Origin of the sequence: Pseudomonas sp. BTN1, from assembly GCF_001907715.1 — a bacterium.
GTDB lineage: Bacteria > Pseudomonadota > Gammaproteobacteria > Pseudomonadales > Pseudomonadaceae > Aquipseudomonas > Aquipseudomonas paracarnis.
The window spans coordinates 335882-356437 of sequence record NZ_MPBM01000038.1 but is presented as its reverse complement, the minus strand read 5'-3'; the positions used below and the strand labels follow the sequence as shown (position 1 = coordinate 356437).

14 protein-coding genes are annotated in these 20556 nt (G+C 61.1%); 4 read left to right on the top strand and 10 right to left on the bottom strand.

Going from position 1 to position 20556, the window contains the following annotated elements; all coding sequences use genetic code 11:
• The 5 genes from BMH52_RS20165 to BMH52_RS20145 form a co-directional block, all read right to left on the bottom strand.
• The coding region (locus tag BMH52_RS20165; RefSeq protein WP_073844832.1) for a VWA domain-containing protein at positions 1-871 on the bottom strand (871 nt) is incomplete at its 3' end.
• Positions 864-1358, bottom strand: a complete 495-nt coding sequence (locus BMH52_RS20160) for a DUF4381 domain-containing protein (protein WP_003190798.1) — start codon at positions 1356-1358, stop codon at positions 864-866. The genes BMH52_RS20160 and BMH52_RS20165, both read right to left, overlap by 8 nt.
• Positions 1355-2287, bottom strand: a complete 933-nt coding sequence (locus BMH52_RS20155; RefSeq protein ID WP_072434517.1) for a DUF58 domain-containing protein — start codon at positions 2285-2287, stop codon at positions 1355-1357. Before BMH52_RS20155 ends, BMH52_RS20160 begins: the two co-directional genes overlap by 4 nt.
• Before the next feature lie 5 nt (positions 2288-2292).
• On the bottom strand, positions 2293-3252 hold the full coding sequence (locus tag BMH52_RS20150) for a MoxR family ATPase (protein ID WP_032892134.1): 960 nt from the start codon (positions 3250-3252) through the stop codon (positions 2293-2295).
• A gap of 266 nt (positions 3253-3518) precedes the next feature.
• Positions 3519-3872 carry a hypothetical protein gene (locus tag BMH52_RS20145; protein ID WP_003190803.1) on the bottom strand — a complete coding sequence of 118 codons (354 nt, stop codon included), beginning with the start codon at positions 3870-3872 and terminating at the stop codon, positions 3519-3521.
• A 482-nt stretch (positions 3873-4354) separates the two neighbouring features.
• Between BMH52_RS20145 and BMH52_RS20140 the strand changes: the two genes are divergently transcribed.
• Positions 4355-9223: an NAD-glutamate dehydrogenase gene (locus BMH52_RS20140; protein WP_072434518.1), complete on the top strand. Its 4869-nt coding sequence runs from the start codon at positions 4355-4357 to the stop codon at positions 9221-9223.
• 195 nt (positions 9224-9418) lie between these two features.
• Here BMH52_RS20140 and BMH52_RS20135 read toward each other — a convergent pair whose 3' ends face one another.
• The 3 genes from BMH52_RS20135 to BMH52_RS20125 form a co-directional block, all read right to left on the bottom strand.
• Entirely contained in the window at positions 9419-10105 is a 687-nt protein-coding gene (locus BMH52_RS20135; protein ID WP_073844830.1) for a GntR family transcriptional regulator, read from the bottom strand.
• 16 nt (positions 10106-10121) lie between these two features.
• Positions 10122-10823: a FadR/GntR family transcriptional regulator gene (locus BMH52_RS20130; protein ID WP_014718317.1), complete on the bottom strand. Its 702-nt coding sequence runs from the start codon at positions 10821-10823 to the stop codon at positions 10122-10124.
• Positions 10824-10981: 158 nt separating this feature from the next.
• Complete coding sequence (locus BMH52_RS20125; protein ID WP_172832684.1) at positions 10982-12307, bottom strand: C4-dicarboxylate transporter DctA; 1326 nt, start codon at positions 12305-12307, stop codon at positions 10982-10984.
• A 215-nt stretch (positions 12308-12522) separates the two neighbouring features.
• On the opposite strand from BMH52_RS20125, the gene BMH52_RS20120 reads away from it, so the two are divergent.
• Positions 12523-13173 carry a DNA-3-methyladenine glycosylase I gene (locus BMH52_RS20120; RefSeq protein ID WP_073844828.1) on the top strand — a complete coding sequence of 217 codons (651 nt, stop codon included), beginning with the start codon at positions 12523-12525 and terminating at the stop codon, positions 13171-13173.
• Between the two features lie 129 nt (positions 13174-13302).
• Here BMH52_RS20120 and BMH52_RS20115 read toward each other — a convergent pair whose 3' ends face one another.
• Positions 13303-13704: a cupin domain-containing protein gene (locus tag BMH52_RS20115; protein ID WP_014718320.1), complete on the bottom strand. Its 402-nt coding sequence runs from the start codon at positions 13702-13704 to the stop codon at positions 13303-13305.
• A gap of 84 nt (positions 13705-13788) precedes the next feature.
• A complete protein-coding gene (locus BMH52_RS20110) occupies positions 13789-15222 on the bottom strand; it encodes a PLP-dependent aminotransferase family protein (RefSeq protein WP_019820194.1) in 1434 nt (477 codons plus the stop codon).
• Between the two features lie 160 nt (positions 15223-15382).
• On the opposite strand from BMH52_RS20110, the gene BMH52_RS20105 reads away from it, so the two are divergent.
• Both BMH52_RS20105 and BMH52_RS20095 read left to right on the top strand, forming a co-directional pair.
• Complete coding sequence (locus tag BMH52_RS20105) at positions 15383-18751, top strand: calcium-binding protein (RefSeq protein ID WP_073844826.1); 3369 nt, start codon at positions 15383-15385, stop codon at positions 18749-18751.
• A 24-nt stretch (positions 18752-18775) separates the two neighbouring features.
• Positions 18776-20506, top strand: a complete 1731-nt coding sequence (locus BMH52_RS20095; RefSeq protein ID WP_177345101.1) for a hypothetical protein — start codon at positions 18776-18778, stop codon at positions 20504-20506.
• Positions 20507-20556 lie beyond the last annotated feature (50 nt).

Below are 20556 nucleotides of genomic sequence, written 5' to 3'. Positions count from 1 at the left end.
CCACGGGTTCAAGGGTGTCGAGGGTGTCCTTGATCTTTAGCAGTTCCTCGCCGTCCCGGGCGCGGAAATACTGGCCGCCGGTGGCCTCGGCCAGTGCCTTGAGCGCCGGTTCGTCGAGGTCCAGGCTCGGGTTTACGCCAAGGATGCCCAGGGAGCCGGTTTGCTCGGGGTCGGCACCGATGCCGATGGGGTAGATTTTTACGCCTTCCTCGGCAGCCAGGCGCGCGGCGGTCAACGGGTCGATCTGCCCGGCGTTGTTGGCGCCGTCGGTGACCAGGATCAGCACACGGCTTTGCGCCGGGCGTTGGCGCAGACGCTTGAGGGCCAGGCCGATGGCGTCGCCGATGGCGGTGTTCTTGCCGGCAATGCCGATGCGCGCTTCATCCAGCCAGGTGCGCACGGTGCGGCGGTCAAAGGTCAGGGGCGCTTGCAGGTAGGCTTGGCTGCCGAACAGGATCAGGCCCACGCGGTCACCTTCACGCTCCTCCAGAAAGTCTCCCAGCAGGTGCTTGACCAGGGCCAGGCGGCTGACGTCTTCGTCCTGCCAATGCATGTCGGGAAAGTCCATGGAGCCGGAGACATCCACCGCCACCAGCAAATCCCGGCCGCTGGCAGCAATCGGCAAGGGTTCGCCCAGCCATTGCGGGCGGGCGGCGGCGGTCAACAGCAGCAGCCACAGCACCACGAATGGGGCTTGCTGGCGCCAGCCGGGCAGGTTGACCCGGGCACGACGGCGGGCCAAGCCTTCCAGGTCACTGAGGTAACTGACTTTGAGCGCCGGTTCGCCGCTGTCGGCCACGGGCAGCACCAGGCGCATGATCCAGGGCAGTGGCAACAGGGCGAAGATCCACGGCCAGGCGAACTCAAACATGTTTGCGAATCCAGGTGTCGACGGCTTGGGTAAGACCGGCGATGGCTTTGTCGTCGAGCTTGCATTCGGGCTTGTAGGCGCCTTCCACCAACACCATCCAGCGCGTCAGGCCGGCGGCGGGGCAGCGGTTATCCAGGAAGGCCAGCCATTTGCGCCCGTTGAGGGTGTGGCTCTGGCTATAAGGGTAGTCGTTACGGCAAAGGCGCTTGAGCAGGCCGTTGAGTTGCTGCAACCAGGCGCCCGCTGGCGCTCCGTCGTAGGGCTTGGGCATCAACGCCAACTCGGCCAGGGCGGCGATACGCAACGGGTCCAGCGGTTGTTCGGCACGGGCCACGGGGCGGCGGGCCGGCAGGAAACGACGCAGCCACCACAAGCCCCAACCGAGCAGTGGGATCACCAGCAGCAACAGCCACCAGCCCGGCGCAGGTGGCCAGAAGCCAATGGCGGGCGGGGCGATCAGCGGTTGCAGTTGGTCCAGGCTGCTCATGGTTTTTTAACCGGGCGTTGCGGGTTGAGGTATTCGCGCAGTTGCTCGACCATTTCACTCTGGGTGCTCAAGGGCATCAACAAAAGCCGCAGCTTCTGCGCGAGCAGTTCCCAGCGGGCGATACGCGCTTCGGCCTGGGCCTTGTAGGCCTGGCGCAGGTCGATGTTCAGTGTGTCCAGTTCCAGTTGCGCACCTCTTTGTGCGAAACGCAGCAGCCCGGCGGCGGGCAGGGCGTGGTCCAACGGGTCGGAGATTGGCAACAACAGCAGGTCGCAATGGCGCGCCAGCAGGCTCAGCTGTTGCTCGGCGCCTTCGGTGAGGGCGCGTTCATCACAGATCACCACCACCAGGCTGCCCGGGCGCAGTACCTCGCGGCCACGGCGCAAGGCCATGCCCAGGGCATCCGCTTCCGGCTGACGCTCGGTATCCAGGCTCTGGTTGACCCGCACCAGCCGGTTAAGCAGTTGCAATAGGCTTTGCTTGCTGCGCCGTGGCTTGATCTCGTAGTGCTCATTGTCGCCGAACACCAGCCCGCCCACCCGGTCGTTATGGCCCAGGGCGGCCCAGCCGATCAGGCTGGCGGCCTGGGCGGCGAGCACCGACTTGAACATTTGCCCCGAGCCGAAAAACAGCCGGCAACTTTGCTCGACCATGATGAAAATCGGCCGTTCGCGCTCTTCGTGGAACAGCTTGGTGTGCGGCTCCTGGGTACGCGCCGTCACGCGCCAGTCGATGGTGCGCACGTCGTCGCCGGCCTGGTACACGCGCACCTGGTCGAAATCGACGCCACGCCCGCGCAGCTTGGAGTGATGCAGGCCCACCAGCGGGCTACGCTGGCCAGGCATGGAGAACAACTGCACCTCACGCACGCGGTGGCGCATCTCAATCAATTCACTGAGGGTTACGCGGATACCATCGCTTGCGTTCATCGACTTCAAGCGACGGCAACGACGTCGAGAATGCGTTGCACCACGCGGTCCTGGTCGACACCGGCGGCTTCGGCCTCGAACGACAGGATGATGCGGTGACGCAGCACGTCGAACAGCACCGCCTGGATATCTTCGGGGCTGACAAAATCGCGGCCAGCCAGCCAGGCATGGGCACGGGCGCAACGGTCCAGGGCGATGGAACCACGGGGGCTGGCGCCATAGGCGATCCACTCGGCCATTTCCGGGTCGAATTTGGACGGGGTGCGCGTGGCCATCACCAGTTGCACCAGGTATTCCTCCACGGCATCAGCCATGTACAGGCCGAGGATTTCCTTGCGGGCGGCAAAGATCGCCTGTTGGCTGACGCGCCGCTCGGGCTTGGTTTCGCCATTGAGTGCTTCGCCGCGGGCTTGCTGCAGGATGCGGCGCTCGACGGCGGCGTCCGGGAAGCCGATCTTGACGTGCATCAGGAACCGGTCGAGCTGCGCTTCGGGCAGCGGGTAGGTGCCTTCCTGTTCGATGGGGTTCTGCGTGGCCATCACCAAAAACAGCGGCGACAGCTCATAGGTGCTGCGGCCTACGCTGACCTGACGCTCAGCCATCGCTTCAAGCAAGGCCGACTGGACCTTGGCCGGGGCACGGTTGATTTCGTCGGCCAGTACCAGATTGTGGAAGATCGGCCCCTGCTGGAATACGAAACTGCCGGTTTCCGGGCGATAGATCTCAGTGCCGGTGATGTCGGCGGGCAGCAGGTCGGGGGTGAACTGAATACGATGGAACTGTGCTTCGATCCCTTCGGCCAACTCCTTGATCGCCTTGGTCTTGGCCAGCCCCGGTGCGCCTTCGACCAGCATATGGCCGTCGGCGAGCAGGGCGATCAGCAGGCGATCGATGAGTTTTTCCTGGCCGAGAATCTGCGTAGAAAGAAAGGTTCGCAGCGCAAGCAGCGCTTCACGATGTTCCATCGATGACGGTTCCTGGAAAGATGAGCCTGGGTTTTGTGACAGAACACCGGGCCTGGGGCGTTTACTTTAATGCATCGCGGGGTGCGGCGACTAACGGCTTGATGGGTATTTTTAGCAAAACCCATGGGATAGCAAGCGTCTGGGCTGGTAAAGCACGGTCACTGTGGGAGCTGGCTTGCCTGCGATGGCCTCAACTCGGTCTGGCTGAAAGACCCCACCGCCTGCATTGCAGGCAAGCCAGCTCCCACGTGGGGTCTTCGGTGCATTCAGATCCGAATGAAAGTGCCGGTGCCTGTGAGGATGTTCTGCAGCGTTTCCTGCACTTCGGCCATGTCTGCCGCAGCGGTGCTGTGGGTGATCTCCAACTGGTCCTTGCCGCCCAAGGCATCTGCATCGCCGGCCGCCAGTTCGATCAATAAGGTGGTGTCGCCCAACGTCACTTTCAGCCCATCGAGGGTCGAAGGCTCGTAATCCCAGGTCAGCTCCACTTCATCTTCATCCGGGTAACGGGTGAGCATGAACATTTCGCCGTTCTTGCCGTGACAGCAAAGCATGGCCATGTTGTCTTCTTCGTCGTCGCACGGAGTGGCCATCAGGGCGTCGGTTTTCAGCTGCAGCATGGGGCAATCCTGTGTTGGGGAGGGCAATTGTGCCACTGCGGCGAATTTTGTGCTTCATCCTGTGTCGGAACTTGTGCATGACCTGACGGGCCGGATCGGTCATTTCTGGTACTGATGGTGTGCAAAGTAGCAAGATTTTCTACCGAAAATCCGAGGTTGCCCAAGTTGCAACCGACACCCTGCTTACCGATGACCGAATATGTCGCAGCGTCGCAAGCAGCGTTCTTCCTACACTCGTTAAGCTGCGCAACGGATGTGCCCTGTGCCAGGCGCCTGACCTGCCCGTCGTATCGTCATCTGGCCAACGGCATGCCGTATGGAAGTTGTATGTGACCTGACTGTCCTGTCCAGCTTCACCCACCTGTCACCCTGATTCGTTTAAGGTGCTTGTCAGCACACCAGCGAACAGAGCTGACGGTCTCCCCGCAAGGGGATAACACGCGACGCTTTCATCAATAACAAGCCCAAGCGGAGTACCACAGATGGCGTTCTTCACCGCAGCCAGCAAGGCCGACTTCCAGCACCAACTGCAAGCGGCACTGGCGCAGCACATCAGCGAACAGGCACTGCCACAAGTGGCGCTGTTCGCTGAGCAATTCTTCGGCATCATTTCTCTGGACGAACTGACCCAGCGTCGCCTTTCCGACCTGGCCGGTTGCACCCTGTCTGCCTGGCGCCTGCTTGAGCGCTTTGATCACACCCAACCGCAAGTGCGGGTCTACAACCCCGATTATGAGCGTCATGGCTGGCAATCGACGCATACTGCGGTCGAAGTGCTGCACCATGACCTGCCCTTTCTGGTCGACTCGGTACGCACCGAGCTGAATCGCCGTGGCTACAGCATCCATACCTTGCAAACCACCGTGCTCAGCGTGCGTCGTGGCAACAAGGGCGAGCTGCTGGAAATCCTGCCCAAGGGCACCCAGGGCGACGGCATCCTGCAAGAATCGCTGATGTACCTGGAGATCGACCGCTGCGCCAACGCCGCCGAACTGAACGTGCTGAGCAAAGAGCTTGAGCAGGTACTGGGCGAAGTGCGCGTAGCCGTGGCCGATTTCGAACCGATGAAAGCCAAGGTTCAGGACCTGCTCGCCGGTATCGACGCCAGCGCGTTCGCCATCGACGGCGAAGAAAAAGCCGAGATCAAGAACTTCCTCGAATGGCTGGTGGGCAACCACTTCACCTTCCTGGGCTACGAAGAGTTCGTGGTACGTGACGAGGCGGACGGCGGTCATATCGAATATGACGCCAGCTCCTTCCTCGGTCTGACCAAGCTGCTGCGCGCCGGCCTCACCGCCGAAGACCTGCGCATCGAGGACTACGCGGTGGCCTACCTGCGCGAGCCGACCGTACTGTCGTTCGCCAAGGCCGCCCACCCAAGCCGCGTGCACCGTCCGGCCTACCCTGACTACGTGTCGATCCGCGAGATCAGCGCCGACGGCAAGGTCATCAAGGAACACCGTTTCATGGGCCTGTACACCTCCTCGGTGTACGGCGAAAGCGTGCGGGTGATCCCTTACATCCGCCGCAAGGTCGCGGAAATCGAACGTCGTTCGGGCTTCCAGGCCAAGGCGCACCTGGGTAAAGAGCTTGCCCAGGTGGTGGAAGTATTGCCCCGTGACGACCTGTTCCAGACTCCAGTCGACGAGCTGTTCAGCACCGTGATGTCCATCGTGCAGATCCAGGAGCGCAACAAGATCCGCGTGTTCCTGCGCAAAGACCCCTACGGTCGTTTCTGCTACTGCCTGGCGTACGTGCCACGCGACATCTACTCCACCGAAGTGCGCCAGAAGATCCAGCAAGTGCTGATGGACCGTCTGAAGGCCTCGGACTGCGAGTTCTGGACCTTCTTCTCCGAGTCCGTCCTTGCCCGTGTGCAACTGATTCTGCGAGTTGACCCGAAGAACCGCCTGGACATCGACCCGCTGCAACTGGAAAAAGAAGTGGTGCAGGCCTGCCGCAGCTGGCAGGACGACTACGCCAGTCTGGTCGTGGAAAGCTTCGGCGAAGCCCAGGGCACCAACGTGCTGGCGGACTTCCCTAAGGGCTTCCCGGCCGGCTACCGCGAGCGTTTCGCTGCGCATTCGGCTGTGGTCGACATGCAGCACCTCAACAGCCTGACCGAAGCCAACCCGCTGGTGATGAGCTTCTATCAGCCGCTGGGCCAGGTCTCCGGTCAGCGTGAGCTGCATTGCAAGCTCTACCACGCTGACACCCCGCTGGCGCTGTCCGACGTACTGCCGATCCTGGAAAACCTCGGCCTGCGCGTGCTGGGTGAGTTTCCGTATCGCCTGCGCCATGCCAATGGCCGTGAGTTCTGGATCCATGACTTTGCGTTCATCGCCGCCGAAGGCGTGAACCTGGATATCCAACAGCTCAACGACACCCTGCAGGATGCGTTCGTGCACATCGTGCATGGCGATGCCGAGAACGATGCGTTCAACCGCCTGGTCCTCACCGCCGGCCTGCCATGGCGCGACGTGGCGCTGTTGCGTGCCTATGCCCGTTACCTGAAGCAGATTCGCCTGGGCTTCGACCTGGGTTACATCGCCAGCACCCTGAACAACCACACCGACATCGCCCGCGAGTTGACCCGGTTGTTCAAGACCCGCTTCTACCTGGCGCGCAAGCTTACTGCCGACGACCTGGAAGACAAGCAGCAACGCCTGGAACAAGCGATTCTCACGGCTCTGGACGACGTTCAGGTGCTCAACGAAGACCGCATCCTGCGTCGCTACCTGGACCTGATCAAGGCCACCCTGCGCACCAACTTCTACCAGACCGATGCCAACGGCCAGAACAAGTCGTACTTCAGCTTCAAGTTCGACCCGCGTGCCATCCCCGAGCTGCCCAAGCCAGTGCCGAAGTTTGAAATCTTCGTGTACTCGCCACGGGTCGAGGGCGTGCACCTGCGCTTCGGCAACGTCGCTCGTGGCGGCCTGCGCTGGTCTGACCGTGAAGAAGACTTCCGCACCGAAGTGCTTGGCCTGGTAAAAGCCCAGCAAGTGAAGAACTCGGTAATCGTGCCGGTGGGCGCCAAGGGCGGCTTCCTGCCGCGTCGCCTGCCATTGGGCGGCAGCCGGGACGAGATCGCGGCCGAAGGCATCGCCTGCTACCGCATCTTCATCTCCGGCCTGTTGGACATCACCGACAACCTGAAAGACGGCGCCCTGGTGCCGCCGGCCAACGTCGTGCGTCATGACGACGATGACCCGTACCTGGTGGTAGCGGCGGACAAGGGCACTGCAACCTTCTCCGACATCGCCAACGGCATTGCCATCGACTATGGCTTCTGGCTGGGCGATGCGTTCGCCTCCGGTGGTTCGGCTGGTTACGACCACAAGAAAATGGGCATCACCGCCAAGGGCGCATGGGTAGGTGTACAGCGTCACTTCCGTGAGCGCGGCATCAACGTGCAGGAAGACAGCATCACTGTGGTAGGCGTCGGCGATATGGCCGGTGACGTGTTCGGTAACGGCTTGTTGATGTCGGACAAACTGCAACTGGTCGCAGCCTTCAACCACCTGCATATCTTCGTCGACCCGAACCCGAACCCGGCCACCAGCTTCGTCGAGCGCAAGCGTTTGTTCGAACTGCCGCGTTCGGCCTGGACCGACTACGACACCAGCATCATGTCCGAAGGTGGCGGTATCTTCTCGCGCAGCGCGAAAAGCATTGCCATCTCGCCACAGATGAAAGAACGCTTCGACATCCAGGCCGACAAGCTGACCCCGACCGAACTGCTCAACGCCTTGCTCAAGGCGCCGGTGGACCTGTTGTGGAACGGCGGTATCGGTACCTACGTCAAGGCCAGCACCGAAAGCCATGCCGACGTGGGCGACAAGGCCAACGACGCGCTGCGCGTGAACGGCAACGAACTGCGCTGCAAGGTGGTGGGCGAGGGCGGCAACCTGGGCATGACCCAACTGGGCCGTGTGGAATTCGGTCTCAATGGCGGCGGTTCCAACACCGACTTCATCGACAACGCCGGTGGCGTGGATTGCTCCGACCACGAAGTGAACATCAAGATCCTGCTCAACGAAGTGGTGCAGGCCGGTGACATGACCGACAAGCAGCGCAACCAACTGCTGGCGAGCATGACCGACGAAGTTGGCAACCTGGTGTTGGGCAACAACTACAAGCAGACCCAGGCCCTGTCCCTGGCCGCGCGCAAGGCTTACGAGCGTGCTGCCGAGTACAAGCGCCTGATGAGCGACCTGGAAGGCCGTGGCAAGCTGGACCGTGCCATCGAGTACCTGCCGACCGAGGAACAGCTTACTGAACGCGCCTCTGCCGGCAAGGGCTTGACCCGTCCGGAACTGTCGGTACTGATCTCGTACAGCAAGATCGACCTCAAGGAAGCGTTGCTCAAGTCGCTGGTACCGGATGATGAGTACCTGACCCGTGACATGGAGACCGCGTTCCCACCGAGCCTGGTGGCCAAGTTCGGCGAAGCCATGCGTCGCCATCGTCTGAAGCGCGAGATCGTCAGCACCCAGATCGCCAACGACCTGGTCAACCACATGGGCATCACCTTCGTGCAGCGACTCAAAGAGTCGACCGGTATGAGCCCAGCGAACGTGGCGGGCGCGTATGTGATCGTGCGGGACATCTTCCATCTCCCGCACTGGTTCCGTCAGATTGAAGCCCTGGACCACCAGGTTTCCGCTGACGTGCAACTGGAGCTCATGGATGAACTGATGCGCCTGGGCCGTCGTGCTACGCGCTGGTTCTTGCGCAGCCGTCGCAACGAGCAAGACGCCGGGCGCGACACCGCGCACTTCGGTCCGCACCTGGCGGCGCTGGGCCTCAAGCTCGACGAACTGCTGGAAGGCCCGACCCGCGAAGGCTGGCAGAACCGCTACCAGGCCTATACCCAGGCCGGCGTACCAGAGTTGTTGGCGCGCATGGTTGCAGGCACTACCCACCTGTACACCTTGCTGCCGATCATCGAAGCCGCCGACGTGACCGGGCATGACGCCGCCGAAGTGGCCAAGGCTTACTTCGCCGTGGGCAGCGCCCTGGACTTGCCATGGTACCTGCAGCAGATCAGTGATCTGCCGGTTGCCAACAACTGGCAGGCCCAGGCCCGCGAAGCCTTCCGCGATGACGTGGACTGGCAGCAACGGGCGATCACCATTTCGGTCCTGCAAATGGCCGATGCACCACAAGACATGGAAGCCCGCGTGGCCCTGTGGCTTGAGCAGCATCAGGACATGGCGGATCGCTGGCGTGCCATGATGGTGGAAATTCGTGCCGCAGTGGGCACGGACTACGCCATGTATGCGGTGGCCAACCGTGAGTTGCTGGACCTGGCGTTGAGTGGACAGTCGGTGTTGCAACCGGCTTGATGACTCGCTAAACCAAAAGCCCCCGCATCGTGAGATGCGGGGGCTTTTTATTGGAACACCATTTATCAAACAACGAGGGGCAAGTGTGGGAGCGGGCTTGCTCGCGAATGCTGTGAGTCAGTTAACACATACGTGTCTGAGGCACCGCATTCGCGAGCAAGCCCGCTCCCACGTTTGATCTTCGTACACTCCGACTCAATGGTGTTTGAGTAATTTGCGCTCTAGGTGATCCAGGTGTTGCGTCATCAGCGCTACTGCGGTGGTTGAGTCGCGTTGTTCAATCGCATCCACAATCGCCACATGCTCCTGCCACGCACAGTACGTGCAGGCCTTCGTTTCAAATTGCGCAATGATCAACGACGTCAACGGCACCAGGCTGTTGAGAAACTGCGCCAACGGCGCATTGCCTGCCATGTGCGCCAGTTGCAGATGAAACTCTCCCGAAAACCGGATCGCCGGCCCCCGCTGGTCACGCTCAATGGCGTCGCGCTCCTGTGCAATCAGCTCACGCAGTTGGCGAATCTGCATCGCTGTGGCTTGGGCGCAGGCCAGTTGCACCACGGTCATTTCGGTGAGACGCCGTGCTTCCAGAATCTGCCGTGTGTGCTGGGCATCCGGCGCGGCGACCTGGGCGCGCTGGTTGGGGCGCAGGATGACCACTTGCTGATGGGACAACTTGGCGAGCACTCGGCGAATCACGCTGCGGCTCACGCCAAAGAGTTCGCCCAGGCCTTCTTCGGTGAAGCGGCTGGCGGGCGCAATGCGTTGCTCAAGAATGGCGTCGAACAAGCGTGGGTAGATATCGTCCACCGAGGGCTTTTTTTCGGGCGTCCAGCGTAGGGACGTGAGGGTGGAGTCGCGTTGCAGGGCGTGAGCGTTCATGGCCGGTCTCCGAAAATCAACTGCCCAGATGGTCGTCCGGGATATTCAAGCGAATGCCCATGCGCAGGCCTTCCTGCAGGATGTGCCGACGCATTTCGGCACTGGCCAGGGCGCTGTTCTTGTTGCGGATGGCGCGTACCACGGCCTCGTTCTCTTGCAGGCGTTCGGCCAGGTGTTCAGGCGAGTTGCGCAGTACCTGGGCGCTTTGTTTGAGCGCGGTGCTGGTTTGCTGCACCACGTTCTGGAAGATCGGGTTGGAGGTCAGGGCGAACAATTCTTCATGGAAGTCGATATAGGCGTTCATGCCGGCTTCGGCATCGCCGGCATCGAGGGCCTCGCGCATGTCCATCAGGGTCAGGCGCAGTTGGCCGATTTCCTTGCTGCTGATGGACTGGGCCACCAGGCCGACGATGAAGGGTTCGAGGGTGTAGCGCAGTTGCAGGATGTCCTCGAGGCTGGCATCGGCCACGGCGTCGCTCGATTGCGGCTCGCTGACGCTGGTTTCCAGCACGACCACGCCTTTGCCGGGCATGGAGCGCACCAGGCCGAGGGTCTCCAGCACGATTACCGCTTCGCGCAGGCTCGGGCGGCTGATACCTAGCTGTTCGGCCAGTTCGCGTTGACCGGGCAGCATTTCACCGCGGCGCCACTGGCCTCGCGCCAAGGCGGCGCGCAGTTTTTCTACCACTGAATTGACGACGGTTGAAGTGCTGATCACGTCGAAGGCTCCTTGATGTTGCTCATACAGTATTCAGTCTGGCGAAGGTCCAAAGTGGGAGCTGGCTTGCCTGCGATGACTGAGTGTCAGGCACTACAGTTGACGCTGACCCACCGCTATCGCAGGCAAGCCAGCTCCCACATTGGATGGGTGTTGTCCTAGAACTCCTGATGCGCCGGCAGTACCGGCTTCTTGGCCTGGAAGGCATAGCCTTGCTGGCCGTCGAGCACCTTGTTGGCGCGCTGGATATCAATGTCTTTTTCCCAGCGTGCAATCGCCACGGTGGCCACGCAGTTGCCGATCAGGTTGGTCAGCGCACGGCCGATGCCCATGAACCAGTCCACGGCCAGCACCAACACCAGGCCGACCACCGGAATCGCCGGAATCGCTGTGAGCGTTGCCGCCAGGATCACCAGCGCCGAGCCTGGAATGCCATGGGCGCCCTTGGAGGTGATCAACGATACCAGGAGGATGGTCAGCAAGTCGGTCATCGACAGCGGTGTGCCGGTGGCGTTGGCGATAAACACGATAGCCAGGGTCAGGTAGATGGAAAAACCGTCGAGGTTGAACGAATAGCCGGTGGGAATCACCAGGCCCACGGTGGAGCTGCCGATGCCCAGGTGTTCCAGTTTACGCATGATCTGCGGCAACACCGCGTCGGACGACGCGGTGCCCATCACGATCAGCAGTTCTTCGCGCAGGTACTTGAGCAGCGGCAACATGCGCAGGCCCGACAGGCGCATCACCAGCCCGAGGATCACCGCCACGAAGGCAAAACAGGTCAGGTAGAAAAGCCCCACCAGGCTGCCCAGGTGTTGCAGTGAATCGAGGCCATAGGTGCTGGTGGTGAACGCGATGGCACCGAATACGCCAATTGGCGCCAGGCGCACGATCATGCCCATGATGCGGAAGATCACATGGCTCAATTCGTTGATCAGTCGCGAAATCCCGCTGGCCGCTTCGCCCACCAGGTTCAGCGCGCTGCCGAACAACACCGAAAACAACAGCACTTGCAGCACGTTATTATCGGCAAAGGCGCCGACTACCGAGTTGGGGATCAACTCCATCAGAAACTGGCTGGTGCCGCGGATGTGCTGGCCCTTGTCCGCCAGTTCATTCAAACCGGCGGAAGAGAGTTGCTCCAGGTGAATATTGGCGCCGCTGCCGATGCCGGTGCTGAAGGCCATGATCAGGCCGAGCACCAGGGCGACGGTGGTCAGCATCTCAAAATAGATCACCGACTTGAGGCCGATGCGTCCGACCTTCTTCAAGTCGCCCGCGCCGGAAATACCGCTGACCACTACGCAGAACACGATCAGGCCGATCAGCATTTTGATCAGCTTGATAAAGCCGTCACCCAAAGGTTTGAGTTGCGAGGAGAATTCGGGAAGGGCCAGGCCGCAGACGATGCCGAGTATCAGGCCAATCACGACTTGCAGGAAAATCGAACGCGAGCACCATCTGAGCATGGGAGGGATCTCTATTCGGTGCCCTGGTGGTTCCAGGGCTTAATTGTTGTGGTCTTACCGGTAAGTCCAGTGCGGGGCCAGTCTACGCTCGGGTTTTTTCAAATCACAAGTAAATATTTGGCGGTTGGCAGGTCCCGGTCTGACCAGTTGGTCGGTAAGTACGATGCTTGAGCGGTTGGCGGGGATTAATTTTTTTTGCGTATCATCGCCTTGGGCATACGAGGTGATGGATGGATCAATCAGGGCTGACAACCGACGAAGCAGGGCGCATGTATTGCGCCTGGCGCACTGCAGCGCCTGCGTACCTGCATTACCACGACCACGAGTGGGGTGTGCCGGTGGCGGATGACATCGCGCTGTACGAGAAGATCTGCCTGGAGGGGTTTCAGGCGGGGATGGCGTGGATTACCATCCTGCGCAAGCGCGAAAACTTTCGGCAGGCGTTCGAGGGTTTTGATTTTCGCCGGGTGGCGCAGTACGGCGAGACGGACATCGAGCGGTTGATGAGCGAGCCGGGCATCGTGCGCAATCGGGCGAAAATCATCTCGGCCATCAACAACGCACGCCGGGCCTGTGAGCTGGTGGAGGAGACCGGTTCGCTGGCGCGCTGGCTGTGGGCGTTCGAACCCGGCGCGCAAGAGCGGCCGGCAGTGGTGGACATGGCTTACTGGACGGCCAATCCGACCTCAGCGGCTTCGGTGCGCTTGTCCAAGGCCCTGAAGAAACGCGGCTGGACCTTCGTCGGCCCGACCACGATGTATGCGTTGATGCAGGCGATGGGAATGGTCAATGATCATCTGGAGGGTTGTGAGTGCCGCCAGCGCATTGAACACCAGCGCAACCTGTTCAAACGTCCCTGGACCACTGGCAGAGCAGGTTAAAACTGTGGGAGCGGGCTTGCTCGCGAAAGCGGTGGCTCAGGCAACACATCTGTGACGGATATACCGCATTCGCGAGCAAGCCCGCTCCCACACAAGCCAGCTCCCACATGGGTTTTGTGGTGTTGCTGATTACTTGGGAAGCGGGGTGAGTACCTCAGCTTTGTCATCCAGCACCATCACCACCAGCAGCTTGGCCGGTTGGGTCTGGCTGGCATTGCTTGACTCAAAATGCCGCGAGCCGGCCGGCTCGTAGAACGATTGCCCGGCTTTGTAGGTGATCGCCTTTTCATCATTGACCCGCGAGGTGATCTCGCCTTCGAGCACATAAGCCACGGCGGTGCCGGTGTGGCTGTGGGGCACGGTGGCCTGGCCGGGGGCGTAGTCCACGGTGAGCATGATGGTTTTCTTGCCCGGCACGTTGGTCAAGGCGTGCTCTTGCAGCACCTTGAGCGTTTCCTGGTTGTAGACCGGGTCGTGGGCAAATGCACTGAGGGAGGCGAGCATCAGGGTGGCAGCGAATAAGCGTTTCATGATGAGGGTTCCATCGGGTGAAAGACCGCTTCACCCTACGCCGCCGAGGGCTTGCCACCAATGACCAATGCGCCGGAAAACTGCCTAGCCAATCTGCAGCAGAATATCGCGGACCTTGTCCAGCGCCGGGTCGATGTCCAGGGTCTCGATGGCGCCGAACCCCAGAATCAGCCCCGAGCGCACCGGTTTGTCGTGAAAAAACACGTCCAAGGGATATAAACCCACCTCAACCTGGCGCGCCCGTTCCATCAGCAATGGAATATTCACCGGCACCTTGCACAGGGCCGCCAGGTGAAAGCCCGCCACCGTCGGTACTGCCTCGAACCACGGCGACAGATCGCCCGCCAGACGCTGCAGGATGCGTTCGCGACGCCCCGCATAGACCCCGTGACAGCGGCGAATATGCTTGAGCAGGTAGCCTTCGCTGATGAACTTGGCCAGTGCCCACTGCGGCAAGGTAGCGCTGTGCTGGTCGGTCAATTGCTTGGCCTTGAGCACCGCACCATAAATGGCCGGCGGCAGCACCGCGTAGCCCAGGCGCAACTCCGGCGACAGGGTTTTGGAAAAGGTGCCGACGTAGGTGACCACGCCTCGGGTATCCATGCTTTGCAGGGAGTCGGTGGGGCGGCCTTCGTAGCGGAATTCGCTGTCGTAATCGTCTTCGATGATGATCGCGCCGAGCGCAATGGCGCGGTCCAGCAGGGCCTCGCGCCGCGCCTGGCTCATGGGCATGCCGAGGGGGAACTGGTGGGACGGCGTCACATAGATCAGGCGCGTGCCATCCGGGATCTGGTCGACCTGCAGGCCCTGTTCGTCGACGGCAACACTGGCGACGCGGGCGCCCATCGCGACGAACAATTGGCGTGCGGGGCTATAGCCGGGGTCTTCCATCGCGACCAGGCTGCCGGGTTCAAGCACCACGCGGGCAAGCAGGTCCAGCGCCTGCTGTGCGCCGTTGGTGACTACGATATCGCGGGCGCTGCATTTGACCCCGCGGGAAAACGCGATATGCCCGGCGATGGCATCGCGCAGGGCGGGCACGCCTTCTGGCTGGCTGTAAAAACCACTGTTCTGGGCGATGCGACGCAACGCATCCTGGGTGCAACGCCGCCATTCATCCTGTGGGAATTGGTGGCGTGTCGTCGCGCCACCGATAAATTCGTAGCGCAGGATCTCCTCGCGGGCGGGGTGGCCCATGGGTGAGGGCAGTGCCGCCCATTTGCCCAGGTTGGCGGCACACGCCAGGTCGGTGGCGGTTTGCACGCGGTCGGGCTGTGGCGCCCAGGCATTGACGAAAGTACCGCGGCCGATCTTGCCAATCAGCAGGCCCTCGTAGGTCAAGGTGGCGTAGGTGTCCGACACGGTCTTGCGCGAGATGCCCAGTTGTTCGGCGAGCAGTCGGCTGGGGGGCAGCTGTGCGCCTGCGGACAGCCGCCCGGTGGCGATGGCTTCGCGCAACTGCTGGTAGAGCTGTTCGGCCAGGTCCTTGCGGCCATTGATTACCACGTGCAGTTCCATGTTTCATCCCAAGGCTTCACTCCGCGCCAGATTACTCGCTTGCGCTATGGGCTCAAACTATCTCTGCGTCAATTGCCGGTACGCATAAGCATCTACCGTTGCCTGGGTCCTGTTGGCCGCCACTATCCCTGTTTACGTCGTGGCATAGGGAGGCGGACGCATGGCGACAATCGAAACACCTGCGAAAAAAAGGCAAGCAGCATTGCTTGCCCTGGATCAGAGCCTGGGGCCATTGGTTGTGGGCGAGCTGACTGTCCAGCGTAGAGACCTTGCCGCCATGGGGGCCTACATGGCGGGAAAACCGGTAAAGGCCCATCACCTGGCGGTACGCGAAGCAGACCAGACGCTGCTTGATGCGATCCGATTCTCGGCATCCAGACTGCATCGGTGTCTGCGCAGGAATGACTCGGTCAGTGACAACAGTGCCGCGCTGTTATTCGAGTTCGCGGCATTGCGTTCGCTACAGGCACCACCTCTGCTGTTGGCGAAGCCGGGAGACGAACATCCTGGTGCAGTCGGCAAGCTCGATAACCTGTTGCGTTCAGTACAGAAAACCAATCTCAACCAAGCGGCGCAGTTGGAGGGAATGCCTCGCTGGGTCGAGCCGAAGAAAAGCCGAAGCCTGGCGGTCATGGGCGCGGGGCTTGCAGCTTACGGGTATTACAGCGCAATCAGCGCCTTGGCCGAGGCGATCAAAACCGGCGACATCAATAGGTCGGTGGTCACCGGCGCTGAGTTATTGGCCAACCTCACAGGGGCTGCACTGGAGCTGGCGCTGGAAAAATTCGGCAGACGGCTGCTGGAAAACGGTCGCAAGGTATTTGCAGGTTTCAGCACCAGTTGCCTCGGCCAGGCCCTGCGACGGGGGGCCAGCCTGTTTGCGTTGGTGCTGACGTTGCCCTTTGATTATCTCAATGCCAAGGAGTCGTTCGCCAAGGCAGCCAAGAGTACCGGCAAGGAAGCCATGGACCATTACGTCAATGCCGGCTTCAGTATTGTGAGCGCCAGCGTGGCTGTGGCCCTGAGTGCCGCTGCGTTGGCCGGGTTCAGCGTGGCCGGCCCGCTGGGCATTGCCGCCGCTGCCGTACTGATCTTTGGCACGCAACTCTATGCTGCGGTTCGTCAGGTGGATGACATTGATGATTACATCGAACTGAGTATCTTCGAGCGCCTGCACGCGGGCTGGTTGGCCTTTCAAGGCAAGGAGCAGGAGAGGGCCATACGCGATCGGTACGTCGTGGCCCGGATGGAACAACAGTATGCGCAGCAACTGGAGGAGCAGGCCGATGCCTGGCTTAAAGGCGCGCTCAAAGGCACCGTGCAGGCGGTGGTCAATGGCGGGTTTGAGGTGCGGTTGAGGCCAGTCCGCCATTGGAAGCGCCGCTGGAACGAGGCCGAGGGTGAAGATCCGTACATCGACACCACAGAGCCCACGGTGATTGACCAAGATGATGAAGTCGATGCGTCCAATACCCCGGTTGACCGTCTGCCGGGTGCGGTGTTTGAGAGTACTGCCGTGGATGCGGCTGTGCTCTGGCAACTGGGGGGAGGTAATGACAAGGTCAAAGGTTCGACTGGCAACCCGAACATTTTCCGCTTCGGTGAAGGCCACAAGCAGCTCACCGGGGGCGCCAAGAACGACCTGTTCAGGTATGACATGCCGACGGCCATACTTGACGAAACCGATGCGAATAGCCCGGCCAGCGAGCTGCGTGGCGAGGAGGGCAGCGATACGCTTTACCTGGCCAACTCGACAATTTATGAGGACGGGACGGCAGGTTATGCCATCGACCTGCAGGCGGGCACTGTGGTGCGGCGCAAGGATATCGACAAGTCGCCGCCTTATCCTTCGATCAGCCTGGACTCGATAGAAAATATCTACACCCCAACCGGGCTTGCCAACCATCTCAAGGGTTCAGCACAGGCCAATACCCTGGTCGCCGCCGGTCACAACGATCGGATCGAAGCCGCAGAGGGCAACGATACAGTGATTGTGCTGGGCGCTGGCGCCTGGGTGGACGGTGGGGCGGGCAAAGACCGTTATGTGATTGCCAGCAACCCTGGCGCGGTGACATTGCATGAGCAGGACTGGGCCGAGGGCTCTGTGATTGAGATGCGCTGGCCGTTGGCGTCTATCAGCAGTTGGCGTATCCAGGGCTGTGCGCTGGTCATCGTGGCGTGGAGGGGCGTGGACGGCGAACTGCCGGAGCAAGTCATCAAGCTTGAGCAGCTCTATACGTCCAGTGATGAGCAGCGCCGCTTGAACAAGCACAACCTGCTGTTTCTCACGGAGGACGGCTATACGCTTGAGCCGATCCTTGAACCGGTGTTGATGGGCAGCGAGGACACTAACGTCACCGTTGCCGTGAGAGCGGGCGGCCAGGACGTCAGCCTGGACAAGGTGTTGGGCGCCGGCACGTTCGTGGTGCCCCATGGGCGTTCTACGCGTGGGTTCGTCGAACGCGGGCCAGGTGCAAAGGTGCTCGATGTTCGCCTCAAGGGCGACACCACCGCGTGCGTGCTGTACGTGGACTATTCGTCGCGGGAGATTCTCCAGGCCTTGGCCCATTACCGCGTGACCCTGCGCAGGAGGGGACACTTCGATTCGCTGACCTACAGCGACGTGAGATTGACCATCAGGTTCATCGACGGCAGCCAATTGGTCCTCGCCCACTATGCCAGCGATCGTTCTTCGGCGCGCACCAACGTGACCTCAAACATCATCGCGGTGGCTTTGACGCTGGACTGCCGATTCGTGCTGGTCATGAATGACGGCGTCTCATACCGCGTGCAGGCGGCCCAGCAATCCTATATCCAAGACCGTGCCTCGCCCGGGTTCAAGACCTTCGACGGCAGCTCTGCCTTGATAGAAAAGCCCGGCGTGCACGGGTTTTTTCGACCGCACAGCGCCAAGGGCATCTGGTTGCAATCGGTGCAACAGAAAGTCGTTATTCCTGTACCGCCCCATTACCAGAGGCTTTATGCGCTGATGGGGCGCTCATCGACCTACGAGGTCGTGCCCAGCGCAGGCTCAACGATTGCCCTGTCCACGCCGGGGGCGTTGGCCAAAACGGCGGACGCGTCGTTCTGGCGGATCAATACCGCCGGTCTTGGCGAGTTGATTGAGCGGGCGCATATCGCCCTCATCAACGACACGCTGACCGTTGGCAGCGTGACAGTGTTGCTGCCTCCCGTGACAGACCCTTCGATACCGCTGGAACAGGTCAGCGTACACACCCTGCAGGGCGAGCAGTACGACATTCGCCAGGACCTGGGCGCGATCTGCCTCGTGCAACTGGATGCTTGCCGTTATTCGAGCATCGATGAGGTACTGGGTGCGCTGCGCCGTTCTCGCCAGTGGACGACCGTGATGGTGCGTCAGTTGCGTATCGTCGGCCTTGAGCTGGAGGACGGTACGGTGTCAGGTATTCATTACGATGCAGGTCGCGATTGCTGGGGAGCGGACGCTGATCCCCAGCGCACTGTGACGTCTGCGCAACTGCGGTTTATCGGTGCCGATTCAGTTTGATAGATCATTGAAAAGGGATTTTTTATGCAGCAAAAACCTCAATCACCCAGGACCGCGCATGTATCACCCTCACGTATCGGCTTGGGTGCCGACACCGTCATGGTCAGGGACTATGGCCGTCTGGTTCCTTCCCTTCAACCTGTGAATCAAGGCGTGCAGCGCACCGGGCACGGCGACGCGCTTGGGGTCGCGCACATAAGTGCGCTGGATCTGCCTGGGCCGCTGCCGCCGCAGGCAGTGTGGGTAACGGGCGATGCGCTTGGGCCCGCAAATGCCGAGGGTATTCGTCAGGCTGCCGGCCGCAGTTACATTGATCTGGATACCGGGCAGACAGTGCAAGTGGACTATCACCCGGCCAGCGGCACTTATCACCCGCGCTTGGCTCATCAACTGGCGGCCAGCCCATCTGCTGTCAGCAGAGTGGGGGGCACTTGGACCTGGACCGGCGTGACGACGGCGGCTCATGCCAGTGCACCGGTGTCGATGCCGATGGCCGCCCCCGTGCCGCGGGATCCACGGTTGGATCTGCAGCTTTACGATGCACGAGGTGGGGGCGCAACGACGGGGCCGGCTATCCAGGGGAAAAGACAGTACGTCATGGGCGGGCAGAGCTACTACGGCGATGCCCGGTTCTCGTTGGCGTCCTTCAAAGTGGGCGATAACAAACTTTACGTACCTGACGCGCGTGGGGTGTGGCAGCAAAGCGGGGCCATCACCGAAGACGGCATCATTCAGATCTCTGGTGACTCAATCGCCAGCTATCTGGAGGTGGGGGGCGTAGTGGTTCGCGTCGATCTTGATAGCACGAGAAATAAATACCAGATGATTCCCAATGCACACAGCCATGCGCCGGGTGTTTACCTGGATACCGGTGGCAGCCGTGCTTCGTGGGTGCCCGAGATGCGCTTGGGCAGCATCGGCGCCATCATTCGCGCGGCCCGCAAGGTTCTGGGCTACACCACTGTTACCAGTGATATGAGCCAGGGCGTGATGTCGACGCAGGACAGGCAAACGTACTGCTACATGCGCCAGTATGCGCGGCAGATGATTGCATTCGATAACCCGGCTATCCGCAATGCACCCGCGCACCTGCAAGATCGCAAGATTGATACGCACATCTGGACCCACGGTTATCCCTATGGTCGGCTGTTACAGGGGATACAGGCCAAGGCCGACGGCCACGCTCTACCCATGGGCATTGTGCAGTTTGATCCGTTTCAAGGCATGGCCACCGTTGCGGTACGCCGTGAGGGCTCGTTCAATGTCGACGCAGTGGCCGCCAACGACCAGTTTCATTATCCCCATCGGCAAAGGCGCGCGGATGAAATAGCGTTGTTTGATCATTGGAAGACGCTGAGTATTCAGGATGCAAAGGGCCGTGGGCTTGCCAATGAGAAGATGTACCGCGCACTACTGGTCAATGATGGCTATCAAATCATCCCTGGTGGAACCTACGGTGGCGGTCAAAACGGTTTCGATCTGGTGTTCAAAGGGCCCGCGGGCGATGTCTACGTGCTTGAGGTCAAGCATGCCAAACCGCGCAATGTCAGCATGCAGAGGGTCTATGAGCATTTCCAGATGGAGGATGGCTGGGTTAGACGCGTGTTGAAGAAGTTGGACCGCAGTGATCCAGGGGCCAGGCAACAGGTAGCGGATGCGCTGGACCGTCAGCGGCTGTTCAAAGTGATTGGCGCGACCCTGCCAGACGGCAAACTGGTGCTATTCAAGATCGATATGAGCGGCGTGCGAGTCTGAGTCTGATGGCAGACGGCTCAGCCCCGTCTGCCACCGATGGCGCCTGGGGC